The organism is Sphingomonas sp. P4_G2 (genome assembly GCF_056401155.1).
On the sequence record NZ_JBFUJY010000001.1, the window covers coordinates 683,914 to 708,061 of the forward strand.

General features: G+C 65.8%; 19 protein-coding genes. 3 read left to right on the forward strand and 16 right to left on the reverse strand.

All coding sequences use genetic code 11. From position 1 onward, the window contains the following. Positions 1 to 8 precede the first annotated feature (8 nt). From AC1DRD_RS03075 to AC1DRD_RS03090, 4 genes are all read right to left on the reverse strand, one after another. Positions 9 to 1,256 (reverse strand): hypothetical protein, encoded by a 1,248-nt coding sequence (locus AC1DRD_RS03075; RefSeq protein ID WP_478027980.1) that lies wholly within the window; start codon positions 1,254 to 1,256, stop codon positions 9 to 11. Positions 1,257 to 1,275: 19 nt separating this feature from the next. Beyond that, on the reverse strand, positions 1,276 to 3,504 hold the full coding sequence (locus AC1DRD_RS03080) for a GumC family protein (protein ID WP_478027981.1): 2,229 nt from the start codon (positions 3,502 to 3,504) through the stop codon (positions 1,276 to 1,278). Between the two features lie 9 nt (positions 3,505 to 3,513). After that, positions 3,514 to 4,140, reverse strand: coding sequence for a polysaccharide biosynthesis/export family protein (locus AC1DRD_RS03085; protein WP_478027983.1), 627 nt, complete (start codon positions 4,138 to 4,140; stop codon positions 3,514 to 3,516). Positions 4,141 to 4,207: 67 nt separating this feature from the next. Next, entirely contained in the window at positions 4,208 to 5,680 is a 1,473-nt protein-coding gene (locus tag AC1DRD_RS03090) for an O-antigen ligase family protein (protein ID WP_478040239.1), read from the reverse strand. A gap of 187 nt (positions 5,681 to 5,867) precedes the next feature. Between AC1DRD_RS03090 and gmd the strand changes: the two genes are divergently transcribed. Genes gmd through AC1DRD_RS03105 form a run of 3 tightly spaced genes read left to right on the forward strand, consistent with a single transcriptional unit; the run spans position 5,868 to position 9,000 of the window. After that, a complete protein-coding gene (gene gmd / locus AC1DRD_RS03095; RefSeq protein ID WP_478027986.1) occupies positions 5,868 to 6,932 on the forward strand; it encodes a GDP-mannose 4,6-dehydratase in 1,065 nt (354 codons plus the stop codon). Then, positions 6,932 to 8,044, forward strand: a complete 1,113-nt coding sequence (locus tag AC1DRD_RS03100) for a glycosyltransferase family 4 protein (RefSeq protein WP_478027987.1) — start codon at positions 6,932 to 6,934, stop codon at positions 8,042 to 8,044. The genes gmd and AC1DRD_RS03100 overlap by 1 nt, the downstream gene beginning before the upstream one ends. Further along, positions 8,041 to 9,000, forward strand: coding sequence for a GDP-mannose 4,6-dehydratase (locus AC1DRD_RS03105; protein WP_478027989.1), 960 nt, complete (start codon positions 8,041 to 8,043; stop codon positions 8,998 to 9,000). The genes AC1DRD_RS03100 and AC1DRD_RS03105 overlap by 4 nt, the downstream gene beginning before the upstream one ends. Here AC1DRD_RS03105 and AC1DRD_RS03110 read toward each other — a convergent pair. Genes AC1DRD_RS03110 through AC1DRD_RS03165 form a run of 12 tightly spaced genes read right to left on the reverse strand, consistent with a single transcriptional unit; the run spans position 8,981 to position 24,121 of the window. Next, complete coding sequence (locus AC1DRD_RS03110; protein ID WP_478027990.1) at positions 8,981 to 9,721, reverse strand: class I SAM-dependent methyltransferase; 741 nt, start codon at positions 9,719 to 9,721, stop codon at positions 8,981 to 8,983. The two genes, AC1DRD_RS03105 and AC1DRD_RS03110, sit on opposite strands and share 20 nt — an antisense overlap. Continuing rightward, the gene (locus AC1DRD_RS03115; protein ID WP_478027991.1) at positions 9,718 to 10,845 is read right to left on the reverse strand and encodes a glycosyltransferase; all 1,128 of its coding nucleotides are present in this window, start codon (positions 10,843 to 10,845) and stop codon (positions 9,718 to 9,720) included. Before AC1DRD_RS03115 ends, AC1DRD_RS03110 begins: the two co-directional genes overlap by 4 nt. Before the next feature lie 11 nt (positions 10,846 to 10,856). Beyond that, entirely contained in the window at positions 10,857 to 12,773 is a 1,917-nt protein-coding gene (gene asnB / locus AC1DRD_RS03120; RefSeq protein ID WP_478027993.1) for an asparagine synthase (glutamine-hydrolyzing), read from the reverse strand. A gap of 10 nt (positions 12,774 to 12,783) precedes the next feature. Next, positions 12,784 to 13,755: an FkbM family methyltransferase gene (locus tag AC1DRD_RS03125; protein WP_478027994.1), complete on the reverse strand. Its 972-nt coding sequence runs from the start codon at positions 13,753 to 13,755 to the stop codon at positions 12,784 to 12,786. Next, positions 13,752 to 15,098: an oligosaccharide flippase family protein gene (locus AC1DRD_RS03130; protein ID WP_478027995.1), complete on the reverse strand. Its 1,347-nt coding sequence runs from the start codon at positions 15,096 to 15,098 to the stop codon at positions 13,752 to 13,754. The genes AC1DRD_RS03125 and AC1DRD_RS03130 overlap by 4 nt, the downstream gene beginning before the upstream one ends. Beyond that, the gene (locus AC1DRD_RS03135) at positions 15,095 to 16,294 is read right to left on the reverse strand and encodes a glycosyltransferase family 4 protein (protein WP_478027996.1); all 1,200 of its coding nucleotides are present in this window, start codon (positions 16,292 to 16,294) and stop codon (positions 15,095 to 15,097) included. Before AC1DRD_RS03135 ends, AC1DRD_RS03130 begins: the two co-directional genes overlap by 4 nt. 8 nt (positions 16,295 to 16,302) lie before the next feature. Continuing rightward, positions 16,303 to 17,070 carry an FkbM family methyltransferase gene (locus AC1DRD_RS03140; protein ID WP_478027998.1) on the reverse strand — a complete coding sequence of 256 codons (768 nt, stop codon included), beginning with the start codon at positions 17,068 to 17,070 and terminating at the stop codon, positions 16,303 to 16,305. Beyond that, complete coding sequence (locus tag AC1DRD_RS03145; protein ID WP_478027999.1) at positions 17,067 to 18,239, reverse strand: glycosyltransferase; 1,173 nt, start codon at positions 18,237 to 18,239, stop codon at positions 17,067 to 17,069. Before AC1DRD_RS03145 ends, AC1DRD_RS03140 begins: the two co-directional genes overlap by 4 nt. Further along, complete coding sequence (locus AC1DRD_RS03150; protein ID WP_478028000.1) at positions 18,227 to 19,150, reverse strand: glycosyltransferase family 2 protein; 924 nt, start codon at positions 19,148 to 19,150, stop codon at positions 18,227 to 18,229. Before AC1DRD_RS03150 ends, AC1DRD_RS03145 begins: the two co-directional genes overlap by 13 nt. An 8-nt stretch (positions 19,151 to 19,158) precedes the next feature. Continuing rightward, on the reverse strand, positions 19,159 to 21,255 hold the full coding sequence (locus AC1DRD_RS03155; protein WP_478028002.1) for a bi-domain-containing oxidoreductase: 2,097 nt from the start codon (positions 21,253 to 21,255) through the stop codon (positions 19,159 to 19,161). After that, complete coding sequence (locus AC1DRD_RS03160; protein ID WP_478028004.1) at positions 21,252 to 22,907, reverse strand: heparinase II/III domain-containing protein; 1,656 nt, start codon at positions 22,905 to 22,907, stop codon at positions 21,252 to 21,254. The genes AC1DRD_RS03155 and AC1DRD_RS03160 overlap by 4 nt, the downstream gene beginning before the upstream one ends. Next, a complete protein-coding gene (locus AC1DRD_RS03165) occupies positions 22,904 to 24,121 on the reverse strand; it encodes a glycosyltransferase family 4 protein (protein ID WP_478040241.1) in 1,218 nt (405 codons plus the stop codon). The genes AC1DRD_RS03160 and AC1DRD_RS03165 overlap by 4 nt, the downstream gene beginning before the upstream one ends. Positions 24,122 to 24,148 lie beyond the last annotated feature (27 nt).

The following is a 24,148-nucleotide window of genomic DNA, read 5'->3' on the forward strand; positions in this document are numbered from 1 at the left end:
ACGGATATTCAGCGCAGCCGCGTGATGTCGAGCCCGTCGATATAAAGCGCGAGCGTGTCGAACGTCGTGTCGCGTGCGGTCCCCGTCAACGCCAGCTGTTGCTGGTCGCATTTCGACGGCACATCGAATTCGACCGCATAACGGCCGAGTTGGCCGGGCACTGGATTGACCGGCGCGGTAGCGAGCACCCCTGTTGCGCCCTTGGTCATGCAGACGATCGACCAGCGAAAGACCCCCGCGTCGATCGCGTCCTCGGCATAGGCACGCCCCACGAATCGATAGCGACCGGCCGGGAGCACCAGTTCCTGGTTGGCGAAGACCGTCTCGCGCTCGCCCGAATAGGAGACATACAGCGCGCTGCCCATACCCGCCGGGCCGGTGCTCCGCTCCGCGTAGACGCCGTCGGCGGGGTAAAGCCGCCATCCGAACGGCGGCGACGCATCGAGCCCGGTAAAGTCCCCTTCGCGCAGCAAGCCCTTACCCGCCGATTGCGCGCTGGGTGGCAGCAAAGCGACCCATTGCGCGAACAGCTGGGTCGGCGACAGGCGATCGGCCATCTTGATGAAATAGGGATCGAGCTCTTCCTTGGCGGCCGGCGAGCCGATCGCCTTCAGTCGGGTCAACAGCGCCAAGGTCGCATCGGGATAGGGATTGTCGCTGCCGAGCCGGGTGAGGAACGTACTCCTCCAATAGGGCCGCGTGGCGAGCACCCTTGCCAGCGGATCGATGATCCTGGGGTCGCGGGTCAGCGCGATCAGCGCGGGAAGGATGACCGGCCAGTTCTGGTCGTCCTGGCGGAGCAGGATGTCCGCTTCGGTCACGGCCGGCGCGACCTGGTTCGTGCGGAACCGATAGTCAAGCAGCCAGGCATGAGTCAGGTAATCGCGCAACGACAGCCGCGCGGCGATGTCGAGCAGCTTGGCCGCGCCTTTCTCATCGTCGTTCGACGCGGCGATGATGCCGATGTTGCGGAGTGCCACGACCTCATAGGGCGAATGTTCGAGGAGCCTCTTGCTGTCGGCGGCGAGCTTTGCTGCCGGCGCACCGAGTTCGACCGTCTTCAGCCGTTCATTGGCATCCGTGCTGAGCGCGTTGGTATTGGTCGGATCGATGCGGAGCGCGAGTCGGGCGGTAGTCGGCGTGGCGAGCAGGAACGCCAGCCCCGACCGCAGCGTGAAGACGCCGGCGACGAGCGCGAGCGTCAGCACGACGACCCGAACGGTCACCGTGCCACGGCGCAGGGCGATCATTGCCATTACGCGCCCGCCTCGGGGCTCAGCCCGTCACGCGTTTCATGAAGCCGATCCGCTTGTCGCCATAATCGTAATTATAGCCGTAATCGTAGCCGATCTTCTTGGCGTCGAACTTGGTCAGCACCGCGCCGAGGATATTGGCATGGACGTCGGCAAGGCGGCGCAGCGACACGCGTGCGGTCCGAGTATGGGTGTTGCGCGCGGCGATCACGAACATTGTCGCTTCGGCATAGCTCGCGATCAGCGGCGCGTCGGCGAGGCCGAGCACCGGCGGGCCGTCGACGACGATATGGTCATAGCCCTCTTTGAGCAGTCGATCGAAGGTCTGCGACAGGTTGGAGCCCGCCAGCAATTCGGCCGGGTTGGGCGGGATCGGCCCCGAGCTCATGATCCACAGGCGATCGACTGGGCCCTTGCGGATATAAGTGTCGATGTCGGTCGCACCGGCAAGGATGTTGGTGAGCCCGCCCGTATTGGCGAAGCCCATCATCTTGTGCACCGACGGGTTGCGCAAATCGGCGTCGATCAGGATCGTCTTCTTGCCGAGCGACGCGAAGTTGCGCGCCACCGCCATCGCCGTGGTCGACTTGCCTTCGGACGGCCGCGAACTCGTCACGAACAGGACGCGCGGCGCACCCTTGCTGGTGGTGAGCCGGAGCGCTGTCTGGAGTGAAAGATAGGCTTCGGCGAGTGGCGTCTTGCTATCCTCGAGCAGGTCGATCGAGACGTCGGAATCGGGCACGCGTGGTACGCTGCCCAACAGCGGCACGCCCAGCTTCCGTTCGAGATCGTGCGGCGCGATGATCGACTCGTCGAGCTGTTCGAGGATGAACGCGACCGCGCCACCGACCAGCGTGCCGAGCAACAGCCCGAGCAGGAGATTCATCGAGGTGCGCGGCGTTACCGGGCTGCCCGACGGGAGCGCGGTGTCGACCACCGAAACGTTGTTGGTCCCGACGCCGCCGGCGATGCCGATCTCCTTGTAGCGCTGGAGCAGCGCGTCATAGAGCGCGCGGTTGGTGTCGGCGTCGCGCTGCAGCGTGTTGTACTGGACGGTACGGCCGCGCAGGTCGATCACATTGGTCTTGAGCTTGTCGACTTGTCCTTGAAGTTCGCCCTGGCGCTGGGCCGCCGCCTGATAAGCGGCGCGGAGTGAATCGAGCACCACCGCACCCTGCTTGCCGAGCTGCCTGTCGAGTTCGCTGATCTGCTGGCGAAGCGCGACCATCTGCGGATAGTCCGAGCGGAATTGCGCCGACAGGCGCTGATATTCGGCCTGCAACTGCGAGCGCTGGCTGCGCAGTGCGGCGACGGTGCCGTCTTGCAAGCTCTCGGGCGCGTTCAACCCCTGGCTGCGCGCGGCTTGCTGATAGTGCGATTCGGCTTGAGCGCGATCGATCTTGGCGGCGTTGAGCGCGTCGTTAAGCGCGCGCAGGTCGGTCGATTCGACCGATGCACCGTTCGATGCGTCCTGATCCTTGCCCGACGTGCCGTTCTCGTAGTTGATGATCCGCTGCTGGCCGGCATAAGCAACCAGCGCGCGTTCGGACGCCTCGAGCTTCTGGCGGGTGTTTTCGATCTGCTGCTGCAGGAACTGGCGCGCATAAGCGGTCGCCTGGAACCGGCGATTGAGATTGGATGCGATGAAGTTCTTGGCGATCGAATTGACGATCGTGGCCGACAACGCCGGATCCGGACTATCGAAGCTAAGCTGGACCAGGCTCGAGCCGCGGACCGGTTCGACCGTCAAATGTCCCATCAGCAGCCGCGCGGCAGTCAATTCGCGACGTTTGCGATCGCCACCAAGTGCATCGGCCGGCGCTTTCTTGCCGGTATAGCCGTAGAGGAAGGTCGGGTTGTCGGCGAGGCGCAGCGACGCAACCGTCTGTTCGGCCAGAGCGCGGCTGCGCAGCAGGCCATATTGCGTCTGGTAGAATTCCTGGGCAGCCGCCGCTTGGCGAGGTTGGGCATCGTCGGTATTGACTACCCGTGCCGCCTCGCGCGCAATCTCCATCGACCCAGTCGAGCGATACAGTTTTACCGTCGTCGCGTTGACGAACACCGCCGCCAGCACGCCTGCGGCGATGATCGCCAGGACGATCCAGCGCTGCCGAATCAGTATCTGAAGATACTGGGTCAGCGGGCTTTCCGCGTCCTGCTGCTGCAGGAAATGTTCGAGCGCCAGCCGCGAATCGGGGCCGCGGTCCGCCGCGGGGCCGCCGAGATCGAGCGGAAGGGTATTGGTTGCCAAGGGAAAGCCTTATCTTGTGATCTGATAGAAGATGCCGAGGACCGGCGCGACGGAGATGATGTCCTTGAACAGCGCACGCCCAGCGTTGTTGCCGATCACGATCACGTCGTTGCCGTAGATTTCGGGATCGACCGTGCGTGCGCCACGGATATCCTTGATATTGAACCGGGCGACCATCTTCTGCCCGTTGATTGTGCGGAATACTACCGCCTCGCTCAGCCGCGCATAGTCGGACGGGCCACCAGCGGCTGCGAGCATGCGCAGCAGGGTGGTGCGGCCGACGACCGCATATTGGCCGGGCTTCATCACGCTGCCTTCGACCGTGACCATCGCGCTCACCGCTTCGGTCACGCTGACCGATACCTGCGGATTGCGGACGTAGCGCTGGTCGAGCGCGGCCGCGATCTTGGACGACAGTGAATTGGGCGTCTCGCCAATCGCCTTGACCTGGCCGATCAGCGGCATGGCGAGATTGCCCGCGCCGTCGACCTGGCCGTTCGTCGTCAAATCTGGCACGCCGAACACCGTGACGGTCAGCTTGTCGAGCGGGCCGATGCGGTAATCGGCCTGGTCGCGCGTCATATCCTCGACCGACGGGACGGGCAGCGTCGTCTGGGGAGTAGCCGCGGTTGCCACGTCGGGCTTGTAATTGGGGCCTGCGCATGCGCCCAGGCCAGCCGCGAGCGCGCACGCTACGATAAGCTTACGAGTAATGTTCGCCTCCCTGCGCCGCGAGTCCGCGGTCGATTGCCCTGACGGGTACCACATCCTGATTTTGCCCATATACCCCAAAAGCGTCCTCGCCCAAATCGCTGCGCGATCTTGAGCGGCTCGCACCGGCTTCCTCCGGGACGGTCAGGAACGCGGCGAGAAAACCGAATATGCAGGCGATCGTTCCCGTCCGCATCGGATAATCGCCCATGCCGTGCGCCATAATCATCGTCATGAACAGCGCCGCCGTCGCTTGTTGCCGCCGCATGCGCGAGGAATCGTCGCCACGATACCAGATGCGCACGACGCGGATCACGAACCAGACGAGGAACGCCAGGATCAACAGCATGCCGACCAGGCCGCCTTCGATCGCGACCTGCAAGTAATCCTGATGCGCCTGGTTCCAATAGCCGAAGCTCAGCTCGCTGGCCCGTTCATAGCTCTTGTACACCGGCTCGAAGCTGCCCAGGCCGGAACCGAATGGAAAGAAATCGTGCGCGACATGGGCAAACTTCGGCAAAAGCCCGATCCGTTCGTGCGTGCCGTCGTCGATCTGAAAACGATCCGACAAGACGCGGCCGCTGAGCACCAGGCCCAGGCCGCCGGCGAGCGCCAACGTCACGACGGCGGAGCCACCCAGCACGTAGCTGCGCTTCAGGCCGATCCGTTCGAGCGGGAGCATCGCCAGCCCGCCGAGCAGGCCGGCTACGGAAAAGATCGCTCCCGCGCGCGAACTGGTTCCGGCGATGCCGAACAGCAATACGCCGATCGCCAGTCCGCAGACGACCGCCGCCGGGGCCGGGATGCGACCGCTTACCGTCATCGCGTCGGCCAGCCAGGCAAGCGCGATGACGATAGCGCCCGCCAGAAACAGCGCCAGATGGTTGGCGTTGGAAAAGAAGCCGACGCTCGAATCGTCGTTGGTCACATGATAGAAATAGGCCGGGCTGCCGGCCCCCATCGTCAGCTGGATGAGCCCGAGGGTCGCGCTGGCGAGCGCCAGCAGCAGCATCGCTCGCAACACCACGACACGGCCCGCATAATCGAGATGCTTGCCGAGCAGCCAGGCGGCCAGCGGCACGACCAGTGCGAGCAGGAAGTCGAGCGTCCGGCTGGGCGACAGGCTGATCGGTAGCCACGGTTTGTCGCCCAGCGCGGTATAGACCTGCTGCGCAAGGCCGCGGCCGGGCAGTGCGGTCCAGACCGACCAAGGGAGCGGGATGAGCTGGACCAGCGGCAATGCGAACAGCGCCGCCCAGAAGAACAACGCGCCGCGTTCGACGCGAAGCGGCGAGCGGTTGCGCGGCCAGAACAGATAGACGATCGCTGCCAGTGCCGCGAGGCGGGGCAGGATCGTCGTCCCGACTTCGTAGCGCGTCGCTCCGCCAAACAGGACAGCGACGCCAAGCAGCGCGAGTGCCGCGTAGAGCGTCTGCGGCCGGTTGGTGCTGAACGGATTGGGCAAACTTCCTCCGGCTCGGTCGGTCTGTCGTTGCCGCGGCGATGCCCGCGAAGCCGAGGCCCTAGCGACTGCTATGCGCGCTGCCAAGCTTGATGCCGCGCCTGGCTGGGGGTTGCTTTTGATCGTGCGCCGGTTACCCGGGCTCCCGACCCGTCGATCGGCGGCGTCGACGTAGAAGAGGAACTAGGAGTTGAACGGCAAAAAGGCGGTCATCACCGGGATCACCGGCCAGGACGGCGCGTATCTGGCGGAGCTCCTGCTCGCCAAGGGATATGAGGTGCACGGCCTGCGCCGCCGCGCCTCGTCGTTCAACACGTCGCGGATCGACCATCTTTATGACGACCCGCATGTCGAGGGTGTGCGGCTGTTCCTGCATTATTCGGACATGACCGACGCGACCAATATCGGCCGCGTCATTGCCGAGATCCAGCCCGACGAGGTCTACAACCTGGCCGCGCAAAGCCATGTCGCGGTGAGCTTCGAGACACCCGAATATACCGCCAATGCCGATGGCGTCGGCGTGGCGCGCGTGCTCGAGGCGATCAGGGTGGCCGGGCTGACCGACAAGACGCGCTTCTACCAGGCGTCCACCTCGGAACTGTTCGGCAAGGTGGGCGAAGTGCCGCAGACCGAAAACACGCCTTTCTATCCGCGCAGTCCATATGCGGTGGCCAAGCTCTACGGCTATTGGATCACGGTCAATTATCGCGAGGCGTACGGGATGCACGCCTCGAACGGCATTCTGTTCAACCATGAGAGTCCGCTGCGCGGCGAGACCTTCGTCACGCGCAAGATCACGCGAGCGGTCGCGGCGATCCGTCACGGGCACCAGGACACGCTGTATTTGGGCAACCTCGATGCCCAGCGCGATTGGGGCCATGCCCGAGACTATGTCGAGGGGATGTGGCGCATCCTACAGCAACCCCAAGGCGATGACTATGTGCTCGCCACCGGGGAAACCCACAGCGTGCGCAGCTTTGTCGAACGCTCCTTCGCGGTGGCCGGCATCACTATCGCCTGGGAAGGCGAAGGGATCGACGAGATCGGCCGTTGTACCGAAAGTGGCCGTATATTGGTGCGGATCGACCCGCGCTATTTCAGGCCGACGGAGGTGGATCTGTTGATCGGCGATGCATCGAAGGCCAAGCGCGTGCTCGGCTGGACGCCGACTACCTCGATCGATGCGCTGATCACCGAAATGGTCGAGGCGGACCTGCGTCAGGCCGCGGGGCAGAGCAACCGAGGCGGCGCCTGATGACGGCCACGCCGCGCGGGCGGCGGGTGCTGATGCTCCTGACCGACGCGTGGGGCGGGCATGGCGGCATTGCGCTCTACAATCGCGATGTGATCGAGGCGATGTGTCTCGACCCGACGATCGATCAGGTGGTGGCGTTGCCGCGCGTCGCGACATTGCCGCTGGCTGGCGATCTGCCCGCCAAGCTCGATTTCGACCTGTCCGCGCTGGGCGGGTTCGGGGCCTATGTTCGGGCAGTGATGCGGGCAATGCGGCGCGGGCGCTATGACCTAGTCTATTGCGCGCACCTCAACCTGTTGCCGCTGGCGCGCGCGGTCGCGACGTTGCTCGGAAAGCCGCTCGTTCTCGCGATCTACGGCATCGACGCCTGGGAACCGAGTACGCGCGCCTTGTCGCGGCGGCTGGCGCGATCGGCCGATCACGTCATGTCGATCAGCCAGGTGACGCTCGACCGGTTCCACTCCTGGGCGCCGTATCCCGACGCAACGACCACGTTGATGCCCAACGCGATTCACCTCGACGAGTTCGCGCTGGGACCGAAGAACCCCGATCTTGAGGCGCGCTATGGCCTCCAGGGCCGCAAGGTGCTGATGACCTTCGGGCGGTTGGCGGGCAGCGAGCGTTACAAGGGGTTCGACGCCGTGCTCGACGCGCTTCCCGCGATCATCGAACAACGGCCGGACGTCAGCTATGTGATCGCCGGCGACGGCAACGATCGTGCGCGGCTGGAGGACAGGGTGCGCGACATGGGTCTGACCGACCATGTCGTCTTCACCGGCATGGTGCCCGAAGCGGAGAAGGCCGATCATTACCGGCTTGCCGACGTCTATGTCATGCCGAGCCGCGGCGAAGGGTTTGGCTTCGTCCTGCTCGAAGCCATGGCGTGCGGAATCCCGTCGATCGGCAGCACGCGCGACGGCACGCGCGAGGCGATGCGCGAGGGACTGCTCGGGCCGATCGTCGACCCGCTCGACCAGCAGGCGGTGGTCGATGCGGTGATCGCCAGCCTGGAGCGGCCGCGCGCCATTCCCGAAGGGCTCGATTATTTCGCCTTCCCGGCCTTCGCGCGGCGGCTCGCGGCGATGACCGGCACGCTGATGGCGCGAGCATGACGGCGCGGTCGGCGCTGATCTGGGGCGTCGGGGGGCAGGACGGCGCCTATCTGGCGCGGTTGCTGCTCGACAAGGATTATCGCGTGCACGGGACCAGTCGCGGCGGCGCGATACCGGACAATCTTGCGCGGCTGGGAATCGCCGACAAGATCAGGCTTCATCGGGCCGATCCGTCCGACAGCGCCACGGTCACCGAGGTCATCGCCGCGGCGGCGCCTGACGAGATCTATTATCTTGCTGGACAAAGCTCGGTCGGACGGTCGTTCGCCGAGCCGGAGGCGACGTTCGCGGGGGCGGCGTCCGGATTGCTCAATGTCCTGGAAGCGGCGCGGCGCGAGGCGCCGGATGCCGCGTTGCTCAACGCCGCGTCGGGCGATTGCTTCGGCGAAACCGTCGAGCCGGCGACCGAGGGATCGCGCTTTCGCCCGCGCAGCCCCTATGCCGTTGCCAAGTGCAGCGCGCATCTGCTGATCGGGGCCAATCGCATCGCCTATCGGCAGCGCGCCTGCTCGGCTTTCCTTTTCTCGCACGAATCGCCGCTCCGGCCCGACAGCTTCGTCATCGGCAAGTTGATGGCGGCGATCCGCCGCTTCGCCGCGGGCAATCGCACGCCGCTCGAATTGGGCGATCTCAGCGTGGTGCGCGACTGGGGCTGGGCGCCCGACTATGCCGCGGCGATGTGGGCGATGCTCCAGCGCGAAACGCCCGAGGATCTTATCATCGCCACCGGTAGCAGCATGCGGTTGGAGGATTTCGTTGCCGCCGCCTTCACCGCGATCGGCCTCGATTGGCGCGACCATGTGACGAGCGTACCCGGTCTGCGTCGTCCCGCCGACATCGCCGAGCAGTACGCCGACCCGTCACGCGCCGCCGAACTGATCGGCTGGCGCGCGAGCGTTGTCGGCGAGGAGCTGGTGAAGCGCCTGGTAGCCGAAGCTATTTCGCCATCCGCGTGAGCATGTCGGCGGTGTAGATACCGCCCTTGGTCGAGGCCATTTCGACCAGCAGCCGGAATTTGATGCTCAGCCGGATCATCTGCCACAGGACAAAGCGGATCATGCTGACGACGCCGTGTGGGCGGGGTCCGCATTCGCGGAAATCGAAGCGCTTGAACCCGCACAATAAGCCGATCTGGCGGAAAGCCGAGGGGGTGTAGGCGATCTCGTGGGTGATATCCCAATAGCGCGTCATCGACCCGAACGGCGATCCGGCATTGGGCGTCATCGCGACGAGATAGCCGCTCGGCTTGAGCACCCGCGCCGCTTCTTCAAGCACGGTGGCCAGCGTCTGCTTGTCGATATGTTCGAGGATATTGAGCGCCATGATGCGGTCGACGCTATTGTCGGCCAGCCCCTTGAGGCCCGAGACGAGATCGGTGTCGAGAAAGGTCGCATCCGGCACGCGCTCGCGCGCCAGCGCATTCTCGCTGCCCGACAGATTGATGCCGGTCGCGCTCGCCGCCCCGCGGGACAGCGCGAAAAGACAACCTTCGCCCATACCTGAGCCGAGATCGACCATCACCTCGCCCGGTTGCGCGCCCCAATCGCCCAGCAGGCGGCCGAGCGTCGCCACGGCATTGGCCTTCATTTCCTCGGTGAAGGCAGTGCGCGACGAAGTCGTCTCGAAATATTGGTCGATCACGCGTTCCTGCGTGGTCGGCACGGCGGCGTCGGTCATCCAATCAATCTCCTCATCGCGGCCTCGACCATGGCAGCCTGTTCGGGCCAGGTGAAGAAGCGTTCGGGCATCCGGGGGTCGGGGGTGAAGCGTTCGGCCGCGGTCAGCGCCGCGACGAGCGCGGCAGGATCGGTCGGCACGGCAAGCGGGGCGTGAAGCCGTTCCGCCTCGGCGACGCTTTCCGGCAACTCGCCGCCATAAGCGATCACCGGGCGGCGGCAGGCGAGCAGTTCGAAGAGCTTGTGATGAAAGGTGCGGCCGAGGAACACATAGATATTGGCGAGCGCGTGCTGGCATAGCCGGGCCATCTCGTCGGGCGAGACGTAGCCGGGAATCTCGATCGGCACGCCGCGGTCGTTCGCCAGCCAGTCGCCCTGCTTGCCGAGATGGACGATGCTGACCGGTGGTCGCCCGCTCGCGGCGTTGAAATCCCCGACCGCCCTGACGATCGCGTCGACCAGGTCGCGATGATAAAGGCTGCCGACCAGGGTCACATATCGCCGTGCGGGCTCGGGTGAGGGATGGGGCTCGAAGAAGCAGCTATCGACGCCGCTATAGATCACTTCGGCGGTGTCCCCGAGCCAGCGCCGCGCGGCATCGGCATGGAGCATCGAATTGGCCTGGAGCGCAGCATAGCCGCGCAGCCGCCAGGCGAGCGGCAAGCGCACGGCGCCGGGCACATAGATTTCGGGATTGTCCTTGTCGTCGAAAATCCACGGGAAATGCTGCTCGCGCGCCAGCGTCCGCAGCGCGGTCACCGTTTCGAGCGAGCCGAACGTCGCCCAACCGACCTGCGGCTGGAACTTGGCGACAAGCGCGCGACCACGGGCGACAAGGTTGCGCTGGAAACCGGTGCGGCGGCCGCCATAGCGCAGTAAATTGGCGAACGTGGCGATCGCGTTGCCGCCCGCAGGCGGCGGATCGTCCGCCTCGACGATCAGCGGACGCGACCAGTCATGCGAGGCGATCGGGGCAGGGTCTTTCGCCGCCAGGCCCGGCAGCGGCGGGCAGATCAGGACGCAGCGATGCCCCTTCCGCGCCAACTCGGCGGCGAACCGTCCTGCACGCACGCCCGAAATGTGCGGCGCCGCGGGGTGCGTCCCGTTGATCAGCAGGATGTCCATCGCGCGCGTCGTCAGGCGGCGAGGCGCTTCGGCTCGATGCCCTGCGTCGCGGGTTTGAGGAAATGCTGTTTCCACATTTCGTGGATGAACGGCTGCCACAAATTCCAGCCGAGCCCGAGGTCACCGGCGCGGATGCGGTCGAGCACCTTGAGCCACCATTTTTGGTCCCAGATCTCGGACTGGCGGAACGAGGTCGAGGTCAGCGTATCCTGCATCAGCTCGAGGAAGCCGGGCGAGGTGAACCACAGATCCTGCGGCGGACGGAAACCCTGCTTGTTCCAGCGCGTCGCGATCGCCTCGGGCAGAAACTCGCGCAGGCCCTCGCGGATCGGGCGCTTGGTCTGGACATCGCCCATGATCAGCTCGGGCGGCAGGGACAGGACGAATTCGGACAGGCGATGGTCGCAGAACGGCAGGCGCACCTCGCGCGAATGCGCCATCGAGTTGCGATCGCCGTAGCGCAGCAAAGTAGTCAGGAAACGCTCGAAACTGTCCTCGTAGAGCGCGTCGCGCAGCGGATCGCCGCTGCCATGGTCGTTACGCCCTCTTTGTTCGGACACCGCCTCGCTATAGCCGGGCTTCAACCCGAAGCGGATGTCCGAGCCGCGATTGAGCATGTGTGCGAGCGCGTGGCGCAGTCGCTGCGGCACCGCGGACTTCATCCGCATCGCGCGGTCCATCTGCGCGGCAGGATAGCGGCGTTCGATCTCGGGCAGTTCGCGCGCCAGCCGCGCGGTCTCGCCGCGCGCCTTGAGCGAGCGGATGTAAAAGGCGAAATATTGCTCATAGCCGCCCATCAGCTCGTCGGCGCCCTGGCCGTCGAGCAGCACGGTGATGTTATGCTCCTTGGCGAGGTGAAACACGCACCATTGCGCGAACTGGCTCGACGATCCGACCGGCAGCTCGTTGTGCCACATGAAGTTGGGCAGATCGGCGATGAAGCGGTCGACGGTCGGCTCGACGATATGGCTGACCACGCCCGAGGCATTCACCACCTGCTCGGCGAAATGCCATTCGTCGGCGGGCGTGCCGGGGAAGCGGCCGGTGAAGGTATGATAGACCGCGTCCGGCCCAAGCAGATGCCGTACCGCGCCGACGATCGCAGACGAATCGAGCCCGCCTGAGAGGCACGACCCGACTTCGACGTCCGAGCGCATGCGGATGCGCACCGAATCGACGAACAGGTCACGGAATTCGGCCATCGCGTCCTTCGGGTCCGCGAATTTGCGCTCGCGTGTCAGGTCGATGTCGAAATAGCGCCAGGTCTTGCTCTCCAGCGTGGCGCAATTGACCACCATCGCCTCGCCCGGGAGCAATTGTTCGATCGCGGTGAAGACGGTCTGGCGCTGGCGATCGGCGCTCGATCCCGGCTGGCAGGTCTCGGTGACGACGCGCAATTCGTCATGGTCGTGCGGCACGCCCGGCAAGGCGAGCAGCGCCTTATACTCCGACCCGAAGGCGAAGAAGCGGTCGCGCATCGTATAGAGGAACGGCTTTTCGCCATAGCGGTCGCGCGCGCACAGCATCATCCGCTGGCCACGGTCATAGAGCGCGAGCGCGAACATGCCGTTGAGCTTCGACAGCACGCCGACGCCCCAGGCGCGATACCCCTCGATGATGACTTCGCTGTCGCTTGCCGATTGGAAGGTCGCGCCAGCGGCGATCAGCTCATTGCGCAACTCGACATAATTGTAGATCTCGCCATTGAAGATCAGCACGAAGCGGCCATCGGCCGAGTGCATCGGCTGGTCGCCGGCGTGGCTGAGGTCGATGATCGACAAGCGGCGATGGCCGAACCAGACGTGGTCGGCCGAATCGTGCCAGCTATTGTCGCCGTCGGGGCCGCGATGGGCGATCAGGTCGAGCGCGGCGTGCGCGCGCCCGCGGTCGATCGGGTCCTTCGACACCAGCCCCAGGATACCGCACATGCTTTGTCTCCTATCGCGCCGGCAGCCCGCCGAGCAGCGAGCGGCCGAGCGGCACGAGGTCGCGCAGATTGGCGCGGATCGCCTCGGCAGGCGCGGCGCCGCCAAGCGATCCCGACAATGACCTGAGATCAGCCGTCAGGTCCAGCCCCAGCGCGGCGATCGCCGCCTGGTGATGGCGCAGGATGGTTGCGGCGAAATCGACATAGCCGAGCGCGGCAGTGAGGATCACCAGCTTGGCGGCTTGGGTCGCATCGCTCACCCGGCGGAAGTCGCGCACCGCGATCAGGTCGCCCTGCGCCAGCACCGGCTTGGAATAAGGAAGGTCCGCCTTGGTCCGATAGGGATGGCCGGCAAGTCGCTTGGCGCGCCAGCGCTGCACCGCGATCAGGTCGAGGATGAGGAAACCGCTATCGGTCAGCAGCTTGGCGACGTCCCAGCCGAGCGGCTGCCCCACGCGCTGTTCGAGGAACGACACCTCGACACGTAGCGCCAAGGTGGTTTCGAGATAGCGCGTGGCATGTTCGAGGATCGCGCCTTCGGCACCCTCGACGTCGATCTTGATATAGTCGGCGGTCGGCAGCGTGCCTTCAGCGAGCAGGCCGTCAAGCGTGCGCGTCTCGACCGAAATCGAGCGGTCGATGCTGTGCTGTTCGGACACGCCGAACCATTCGACCATTTCCTCATTGTGCGGCAGCAGCGAGGCGCTTTCGGGCGAGGGCGGGATGTGCAGCGTCGCGGTGCCGTCGACCCCGCCGACCGCGGCGGCGATCACGCGCCGGACTTTCCACGGCTTGGGATCGCCGCCCTGCAGCGCGGCAGCCTCGGCCGGCTCGGGCTCGAAGCCGATCATCTCGGTCGCCCAGGCGAGCGGCAGCATCGCCGCGTCGAGTCCGCCGCGCGCGCCGATATCGACCGCGGCGAAGCCTGTGCTTTCGCAAAAGCGCGCGGCGTTCAACGATCGGAACTGGTCCTGGGCACTCATGACTGGGTCGATTCCTGGCTCTTGCGATCGGCCGCCGCCTGGATCGAGACGACGACGGTGATGAGGATCGCCGTTACCACCCAGGCGAGTAGCTGAATATAGCCCAGAGCAACCCCACGCAGTCCAGGCGCGAACCACATCGTCCCGCCGACGATGATCAACGTATAGGGCACGAACAGCAGGAACTGCGCCCACATCCGCCCGGTCGCGACGAGATATTGCTGGTGGACGTTGCAATAGACGGTCGGCACCAGCACGATCAGGAACAGCCCGAACAGGAACGTCTGGCCGTGAAAGTCGCGGCCGTACAGCTTCAGGATGAAGCTCGAAAACAGGATGACCAGGATCGAGAAGATCAAAGCGATGCCGACGTTCAGGATCATGTTGTAGCGTTGCAGCCGCTGCGTCTGGCTATGGTCGTCCTGACCGATATAGCGGCCGAGCATCGGCAGCAGCGCGCTGGCCAGCGACGCCATCACCACTAGGATCGGCGAGCGCCATTGCAGCCCGGTATTGATCACCGCCAGGTCGCGCAGACCATAGGGGCTGCGGGTGAGATAATAATTGCCGATCCACATGGCGATGCCTTGCGCGAACGCGAGCATACCGCTCGGCAGCGAGAATTGCAGGATCACCGACCCCTGGCGAATGGCTTCGCGGAAATTGCTGTGCGCGACGAGCCGGTTGCTGACCGATCGCGCGGGGATCGCCACCGCCAGCCAGCGCAGCACGGCACTGCCGGCGAGCACGATCATCACCGGCGTGAGACCGGGTGTCAGCTTCGCGACGACGACCAATATCAGCACGCCGACGATGGCGGTCGAGAGCCGCGCGATCGCCAAGGTGCGGAAGCGCTCGCTCGCCTGGAGCAGGGTGTCGTTGAGCCCCGCCTGGATCGAGGCCAACAACAGGATCGCGCCCAGGATCAGCGGCCAGGCATAGCCAGGCGCGGCAAACAGCCAGGCGGCAAGCGGGCTCGCGAACAGCAGGGCGATCGCCAGCATCAGGCCGGTCGTCGCCGCGGTCAGCCGGCGGCCCAGCAAGACGACGGCGCCTGCTCGTTCGGGCTCGCGCAACTGGTAGCGCGAGACGAAATAGATGATCGCATAGGGCAATTGCAGGCTGATCAGCGGGGTCAGCAGGCTGATCGTCGAGAACAGCAGCGCGTAGCGTCCGTAATTGTCGATCCCAATCGCGCGCGCGATCATCACCGTCTGGACGAGCGCGGCGCCGCGTTCGATCAGCGACGAGGTGAACAGCCAGCCAGCGCCGCGCAGCCAGGCCGCGATCGGGCTGTCGCTCAGCCAATAGCTCGGACTGAGCAGCTTGCGAACGGCGTTCATCGCGGTCGCGCCAACGCGGTATCGATCCCGCGATGGACGCCGGCGACACTCGCCTTGATGTCGAGTTCGTCGAAAATCTCGACCGAGCGCGCACCCATCGCCGCGCGGCGGGCGTCGTCGCTGGCCAATTCGTCGATCAGGCCGGCCAAGGCAGCAGTGTCGGCGCAGGGAAAGATCAACGCATTCTCACCCGGCCGCGCGACGTCGGTCGGGCCGGCGGCACCTACCCGATCGCTGAGCAGCATCGGCAACCCGATGCACGCGCTTTCCGAACAGATCAGCGGATGCGGGTCGGCTTGCGACGGGTGCACCAGCATGTCGGCGGCGGCGTAGAGCGCGGGGAGTTTGTCGACATTGACGAACCCGGCGAAACGGGCGTCGACCCCGGCTTCGGCGGCACGCGCTTTGGCCGGCTCCATCTGCTCGCCATTGCCGGCGAACAGAGCCGTGACCTTGCGACCCTTGGTCTGCGCCAGTGCCTCGATCAGGTCGATCGGGCGTTTGCGGCCGGAGAGCTTGCCGACGAACAGGGCGACGATCGCATCGTCGGCGATGTCGTAGGTGCGGCGCGCCTCGGCCCGTAGCATTGCGCGGTTGGCTTTCGCCGCGCGATAGGTCGTCTCGTCGATGGTGAACGGGCAGCGGAAGATGCGATCGCGCGGGGCGCCATAATAGGCATAGAAGTCGGCGTTGCGGTCGCCGACCGACAGGAACGCCGAATAACGACGGAAGATCTGGCGGACGACGATTTCCTTGGCCATCCGCGTGGTGGTGGTGCGCTCGCGCAGCAATTCGCTGTCGCCGATCGTCATCAACGGCACCTTGTTGCGACGGCACCACCAGATCGCGCGATAGACGTTAGCCTGGGCATGGCCATAGACTAATACCACATCCGGCCCGAACGCCTCCAATCGCTTGCCGATTTCAGGCGAGCTGGGTTCGCGGACGCTCGACTGGCCGTTGGCCGGGACTTCGCCCAGGAACTCGTGGCCGTAGCCGCCGAGCATGTCCATGTTCCAGCTGATCTCGGACTGCATCTCCTTGTCGAAATACGACTTTACCCCGATCGGCGCACCGTAGAGGACGTGGAGATCGATCCCCGGATCGGCGGCAAGGGCGCGATAGAAGGGGACGAAATGCTGGATCGGGTGGGTGACGACGATGGCGAGCCGTACGGGCGCGGGGCGCGTGGGCATGAGCGGGCTCAGGCCGCTTTGGGCTTGAGCACCACGACGGGGCCGTGGCGGTCGATCAGATCGAAGCGGCCGGTCGCCTGGAGCGCGGCGATCAGATCCTCGTAGCTGCCGTTGCCCGGACTGTCGTGCGTCTCCATGACGATCATTCGCGCGCTTGCCAGCGCCTCCAGATCGTTCTTGAGGATACGCCATTCGACGCCCTCGATATCGCTGACCAGCGCGAAGTCGGTGAGGTTATGGCGCGCGATCAGCTGGCTGAGCGTGCAGGCGGGGACCTCGATCGTCGGCAGCGACCCGGCGTCGGTGGCGACGCGGCCGCTGACCGAGCTTTCCCCCAACGCGAACGACACGGTATCGCCCGGATCGTAGCTGATCGCCGCCTCGATCACCTCGACATTGGCGTCGCACTGGTTGATCGCCAGGTTGCGACGAAGCGCCTTGGCAAGGCGCGGATCGGCCTCGACGATGAATTGGCGGCGGGCGGGATCGATGCGGCGGCGGATCGTGCAGCTGATCACGCCGAGGCTGCCGCCAAGTTCGATCACGTCGCAATCGGTCGGCACGTAGCGGCGGACGAAGCGATATTCGCCGGACTCATAACCCTGGAGCAGCAAGGCAGCCTTGATCTTGGGCGTGACCACCGGGCTCGACGTGTCGATGATCAGTCCGCGATGCGGGATGCGGTTGCCGAGTACGCGCGCAGCGACGATCCCGGTCCAGCGATTGGCCAGCAAAGGCCCGATAAAGCGCTTGGCGTGGGTGGCGAGGCTGGTCATGCGTGCTCGGCCATGGGTGAAGCACCCTTACCGGTCAAGTTGAGGAACAGCCGCGTCATATCGGCGCGCGCGGTCGAGCCGACGACGAAGCGCTCGGCCATTGCCCGCGCGCCCGCGCGCCATTGGGCGTATTCGGCCGGGGTCATCGCCGCGAGGCGGTCGATCGCGGCGGCGAGCGCGGCGGGGTTGGGCAGGGGTATATCGAATCCGGCTTTGACGGTTTTGAGGTCCTGCCACGGCGTGCGGTCGCCGATCAGGACGGGAGTGCCGGCGCACAAAGCCTCGAAGATCGCGTGCCCGAAATTCTCCGAGCGCGAGGGCATGAACATCAGGTCCTGCCTGGCCATCGCGGCGGGGACGGCGTCGTTGGTCAACTCGCCGTCGCGATGCGCGGTGACGTTGGCGGGGAGAGCCGCGATCAATTCCTCGCAGCGGGCCCAATGCGCGGGGTCGCTGACGGGGCCGAAGATGGTGAAATCGACGCGCTCGGTAACCAGCGCCAGTGCCTCGAGCGCGACGTCGAGGCCCTTGACGGGCGAGATGCGGCCGAGAAAGGCGAGGCGGAAGAGGTTGCCGGGCTGATAGGGCGGCAGCGGGAAGAGCGGGCGGACGTTGGTGATCCGCTCGATCCGGTTGCTCGGAAAGATTTTCCGGGTGTCCGCTTCTTCTTCCCCGCTGGTGACGTGGAAGGTGACTTGTTTCGCCAGCCCGAGCAGACGAACCAGCGCCATGTAGAGACCCTTGCGTGCATTCTTGAGGCCGAGCGCCCCCGACGAGAACTCACCGCGCGGCGAGATCACCACCGGCGTGCGCGGCGCCCTGCCGAAGCGGCGCGCGAGCATCGCGGGAATGGTGAATTCGCGGTCGAAGAAGCCGTTGACGAACAATAGGTCGTGCGGCGTCTCGCGGAGCAATTCGGCCAGGCCCTCGGCGCCCTTCGATCCGACGGTCAGATAGTGGATCTTCGCCCAGCCAAGGTCGCGCCATTCTCCGTTGGCCACCATCGGCTCGGCCGCACCAAACGGGCGGTCGCGGGCGACCAGAAAGAACTCGACCTTGTCCGAGAGGCTCTCGCACATCGCCTTGACGCTGAGGTTGGGGCCGGCGGATTCGTGTCCCGGCCAGAACGCTCCGATCAGGATGATGACCTTCGGCCTTACCGCCGCCATGCGATCCCCGTCTCGGCGATGCGATAGCGTTCGGCGAGGTAGCGCGGGAATTCCTCGATCGAATTGGCTGCGATCCAGGTCCGCGCCTCGTCGATCTTGGCGTCCATCAGTACGAAAAACCAGAAGCCGTGGAGGAAATGCCAGACGAAGCCGAGCCGGCCGTCGAGAAAGCCGAGCAGCAGGAAATAGCGCCGGATGAAATAGAGCACCGCGCGGAGATAGAGCGGGGCACCGCCATAGAATTTGCGCAAGCCCCGGCGTTTCTTCGCCGAAGCAGTGAGCTGGCCGTCTTCCTCGTCGATCAGCCCGTGCTCGCGCGCGATGAAGTCGATCATCTGGCGCGTGGCGTAGCCGTTATGCTTGTCGGTCCACCAGCCGATGTCCTTGAGACTGGCATCGACCAGATCGCCGCCGGTCAGCCGCTCGGCATCGCCACGCGTGATCAGCAGCCGCTCGTCCATCCAGCGCTGTTCCATCCGCCCGGCATCGGGGCGCCACAGCCGCGTCAGCCAGGTGCGGTAATAGCCGCCCCAGCGGATGAACTTGCCCTTGAACAGCACCTTCAGTTTGACGTCGAGCGCGGTGACGTCGCCGGGGAGGGAAGGGAGCTTGGTCCGAATCTCGTCGATCAGCGCGGGTTCGAGATATTCGTCGCAATCGACGCGGATGATCCAGTCGCTGGCGATCGGAATCGTGTCGAGCGCCCATTGCAGCTGCGCCGCCTGGTTGGAGAAGGCGTGCTGGTGGACTTCGGCGCCCTTTTCGCGCGCGATCTCCACTGTGCGGTCGGTCGAGAAGCTGTCGATCACGATCATCCGCTCGACCAGCGGCGCGATGCGGTCGAGGCAGCGGCCGATATGGATCTCTTCATTATACGAGAGGATCACTGCGGTGAGCGAGGGCGCGGTCACGCGGGGTCTCAGTCCGACCCGGCCATGTCCAGCGTGGCGGCGCTGACCGCGATCAGCTCGTCGAGCGGGATCGGCGGCGGGGCGCCATCGCGGGCGGCGGCATAGAAGGCCTTGACCAGCCCGGTCTGGCCCTTGTCCTGCGCCGATGCCGACTTGGTAACGGTCTTGCCGCCGCGGGTGATGTGGACCTTGCGAAAATCGTCGAGCCGGATGACGAGCCCGCTGGCGAACACTTCGAGATATTCCTTGGGCAGCGAAGAGTCGCCGAGCGAGGAATAGAGGATCGTGCCGGTCGAACCGTCGGCGAAGCGCAGCACCGCGGAGACGGTGTCGCCGACGCCGTCAGGGCTGAACGACTCGATTGCGACCGGCGGGCCGCCAGCGAGGAAAGTGAGCGCGTCGACGAAATGGCAAGCCTCGCCGGCGATGCGGCCGCCACCTTCGCTGCCGTGCAGCCAGCTATCGCCCGGCACGTGCCCGGCGTTGATGCGGTAATGCATCGCGATCGGGCCGCCGCGATTGGCGAGCGCGGCCTTGGCCTCGACCATCATCGGCGCGAAGCGGCGGTTGAAGCCGACCGTCAGCACGCCGGGCGCCGCGATCGCCGCGGTTTGGACCGCGGCAAGTTGGTCGAGAGTCAACGCGAGCGGCTTTTCGACGAACACGTGCTTGCCTGCCTTGAGCGCCTCGACCGTCAGGCGCGCGTGGCTGTCGTGGCGCGTGGCGATGAACACGCAATCGGTGTCGGCGTCACCCAGCACCGCCTGCGGGTCGGTCGCAGCGTGGGCGAAGCCCTGGCGTTCGGCGGCATCGTGCGCGGACAGGCCGGTCGAGGTGACGACGGTGGTCAGCCGCTCGTTGCCTGCTTTCTTGAGCGCGGGGAGCAGCACCGCCTTGGCGTAATTGCCGAAGCCGATGAAGCCGGTGCCGCGGCCCGTCGTGGTCGACGCCTTCTTGCTCGCCACGGGGATCGATCGTTCGATCGGGGTAGGCGTGTCCGAATAGGTCAGCAGGATGGCGAGATACGGCTCGTCGCCATCCATCAATTTGTAGGCTGCCTCGGCCTGCTCGATCGGGAAGCGGTGGGTGACGAGCTTGAGCGGCGTGACGCGGCCTTCGGCGACCAGTTCGAGGAACGCCTGCATGTTGCGCTGCTCGGTCCAGCGGACATAGGCGAGCGGGTAATCATGCCCCTCCAGCTCATAGGCCGGGTCGTGACGCCCGGGGCCGTAGGACATCGACAGCCTGAGATCGAGTTCGCGCTTGTAATAAGGCTCGCGGTCGATCTCCATGCCGGTCAGCCCGACCATCACGACGCGGCCCTTCATCCGGCTGATCTCCGCGGCCTGGTTGGGCGGCGCCGACGACTTGCTGGACGCCGTCACGATCACCGCGTCGGCGCCATAGCCATCGGTGAATCCGCGCACAGCGTCCTCGAGCGCGTCGCTGACCGCGACATCGGCGCCCATCTCAAGCGCGAGCTTGGCGCGCGCCGGATTGGGATCGAAGCCCAGCACGCGGCAGCCATTGGCCTTGAGCAATTGCACGGTGAGCTGGCCGATCAGCCCGAGCCCCATGACGACGACACGCTCGCCCAAGGTTGGGTTGGCCACCCGCACACCCTGCAGCGCGATCGCGCCGATCGTGACGAAGCTCGCCGCTTCGTCATCGACGCCCGCCGGGATGCGTACCGACAGGTTCTTGGGCACGGCGTTATATTCGGCGTGGTTGGCGACGGCCGCGCCCGCACAGGCGATGCGATCACCGACGGCATAACCGCCGGCATCGCTACCCGCCTCGGCGACAATGCCGGCGAGCGAATAGCCGAGCGGGATTGGCGTATCGAGCTTGGCGAACACCTTCTGCACCGTCGGCAACAGACCTTCGTTGCGGACCTTCTGCAGCGTCTTGCGGACGAGGTCGGGGCGCGCCATCGCTTTGCCCGCCAGGCTCGACCGCGCTAGATCGATGATCTGCTTCTCGGTGCCTGCGCTGATCAGCGAGACGCGCGTCGCGACCAGGTTGCGCCCGCCGCCCGCGCGCGGCACGGGCGCGTCGATCAGGCGGAGCACGCCGCTGCGGTAATTTTGTTCGACCTGTTTCACGCAAACTCCGATCCGGCCGGCACCACAGCGCCGAATTCTAATGTGGCTTCAAAGCAACCGGGCGGGAGTGTCAAGCAGAGGCGCCGTGTCGCAACCTCTACCCCCATGTCGGGCCACCAGACCGCGGGCTCGACATAGAGCGGGGCGGAGCCACGGACCGCGATCGACACTTCGCCGCGATGCAGGATGGCGAGATCGCCATGCAGTTCGGCGCGGCACTCGGGGTGAAGCAACAATCGCGACGTCGCCTCGTGCCAAGTCTTGCCGTCGATCCGGTCGTGGATCGTGATACCATCGGCGCTGGCCTCGATACGGCGAACGACGATCGGCTTGCCCTTGAGGCGACGATAGCCGTCATGATGGCCGCGAAGCAGCATGCCGCCATCGCCGCCGACGAACTGCGCGACGCCGACCTGCGGGCGGCGGCCGCAGCGGAACGCGCCGTAGAAGTCGGCGGGCTCGGCGCCAAGGATCGCCAGGCAATTGTGGTGATGCGCGCTCCGCGAGGCCTGGCGGCGATCACCGGCGACATATTCGTAGACGCCCTGGTCGACCACCAGCCGTTCGCCGCCGATCGACAGTTCGATCGAGCCGATATCGCCATGTGCATGCGCTGGCAGGCTGTCGGGACCGATCCGCCCCATGTCCGCGATCAGCGCGAAGCCTGGCGCGTGGAGCCCGAAATAGCCGGCATCGCGAAAGCCGAACGCGCCGTCGCGCTGCGGAATGGTTCGGCCGGTGACGCGCGAGAACGCGGCGAGGCAATCGTCGGGGGCATAGGCCATATTCAGCCCTGCATCGTTGAACACCGCCGGGCCGGCATCGGGATGGGTGAGCGTCGCGACGACCTGCGCCATGCGATCCAGCACCGGGTCGAGCGCCTGGTCACCGAGCGCCACGCGCGTCTCGATCAAATCGGCGAAGACCTGGGCGTGATAGGAGGAGGACCGCTCGTAATGCATCCCGTCTGGCAGGATCTGGCGCGGGATTTCGCGCGCCAGCAGCCGGAGCGCGCGATCACGCAGCCTTTGGCCGAACGGACCGGCGAAGAACGCCCCGCCCCAGGCGAGCGCCTTGATATTCTTGACCAGGTGGTTGCCGCCAAGATCGCGCTCGAGATTTTTCAGCAGGAAGTCGAGTTGCGCAGCCAGGCTGGCGACGATGCGGCGGATATCGGGATCGGCGAGATCGACCTCCCAGGCAGTCAGCCGCTGCATCCACACCACGACGCGCGACGACAGTGCATAGCTGTTCCAGCTGTCGCGCCAATAGCCCGGGCGCCAGGGGGGATTTGCCGCGATCCACTGACGGATCAGCGCGATGCCGGTGTCGCGGTCGAGCTCCTCCAGATACTCCATGTAATGGAGGTTCATGCACCACAATTGGTCGGGATCGGCTTGCCAGTCGATCGCCTCGCCGGTGTCGACGGAGCGGCCGACAAAGGTGAAGCACCAGCCAGCGGGGAGGCGCTCGATCATGCCGGTGCGTGGGGGGAAGATCGGCTGTGGCGCGTCGGCGGCGGGATAAGCGAGCGTTTGGAGGCGTGGCGGCGCCCGCAGCGACCAGCGACGCTTCGCCTCGAGCCACAAGCGCGCGGCGATCTGGCGCGGCGGAATGTGGCGGGCAAAGGCAAGACTGCGGGCGATCTTCATCGCCGGAGCGCTTCGAATTCGGCGAGATAGGCGTGCGCGAGGCTCTCGCGGTCGAACTGCGCGCGGACGAAGGCCCGGGCCGAAGCGCCGATCTGGCGGCCGAGCGCGCGGTCGTCGGCGAGGCGCAGGATCGCCGTGGCGAGTTCGGCATCGTCCTCGGGCGTGATCGCGATGCCGGCACCGCCCGCTTCCATCAGCGCCTTCGCCTCGCCCTCGACGCCGAGGATCATCGGCACGCCGAGCGCCATCGCCTCGAACATCTTGGACGGGATCACGGTCTTGAACGTGTCGACGCGCTTGAGCAGCACGAGCGCTGCATCACTCGCTCCCCACACCGCGGGCATCGCCGCCTTGGGCAGTTGGTCGAGCATGACGATGTTGGTCAGGCCCTTCGCGTCTCGTATCGCCTTGATCGTGTCGCGCTGGGCGCCGCCGCCGACCATCAGGAACGCTATGTCGTCGCGATCGCGAAGTCGTTCGGCGGCCGCGATCACCGCCTGTAGCCCATGCGCCAGGCCGTGCGTGCCGACATAAGAAGCGACGAACTTGCCGGTCAGGCCGTGCTCGGCGCGGAACGCGTCGGCGGCGGCGGGATCGCTGGCGAAGCGCGACAGGTCGACACCGTTCTTGATCACCGCGATTGGGCCCTTGGCGCGGTGCGCGCGGATGTGCGGGACGAAGCCGTCGGTCACCGACACGACGAGGTCGGCCTTGCGATAGGCGAACGCCTCCACCTTCTCGATCGCGCGGATCACGGCGCCGCGCTTCATCGCGCCGACGGTGACGATGCTCTCGGGCCACAGGTCGCGGATCTCGAGCACCCAGGGTCGCTTGTCGCGCTTGAGGAACCAGCCGGCGAGGCCGCAGAAGAATTGCGGGCTGGTCGACATCACTATGTCGGCGCGCGGCAGGCGCCACATCCAGACCAGCACCGAAAACAGATAAGTGAGGTAATTGGCGATCCGCGGTAGGAAACCTTCGTTCGCGGCAAGGTAGGTCCACAGCCGGATGACGCGGATGCCATCGACCGTCTCTTCCTGCCACAACCGGTTGCGGTAGCCCGGATAGAGTTGCCCGGCGGGGTGGTTGGGCGCGCAGGTGACGACAGTCACCTCATGCCCCGCCTCGCGCCAGATGCGCGCATGTTCGGACAGGCGCGACGCGGGCGCGTTCACCTCGGGCGGGTAATAATGGGAGAGCGCGAGTATCCTCACAGACTGATCGCCTAGCCGTTCGCGGAC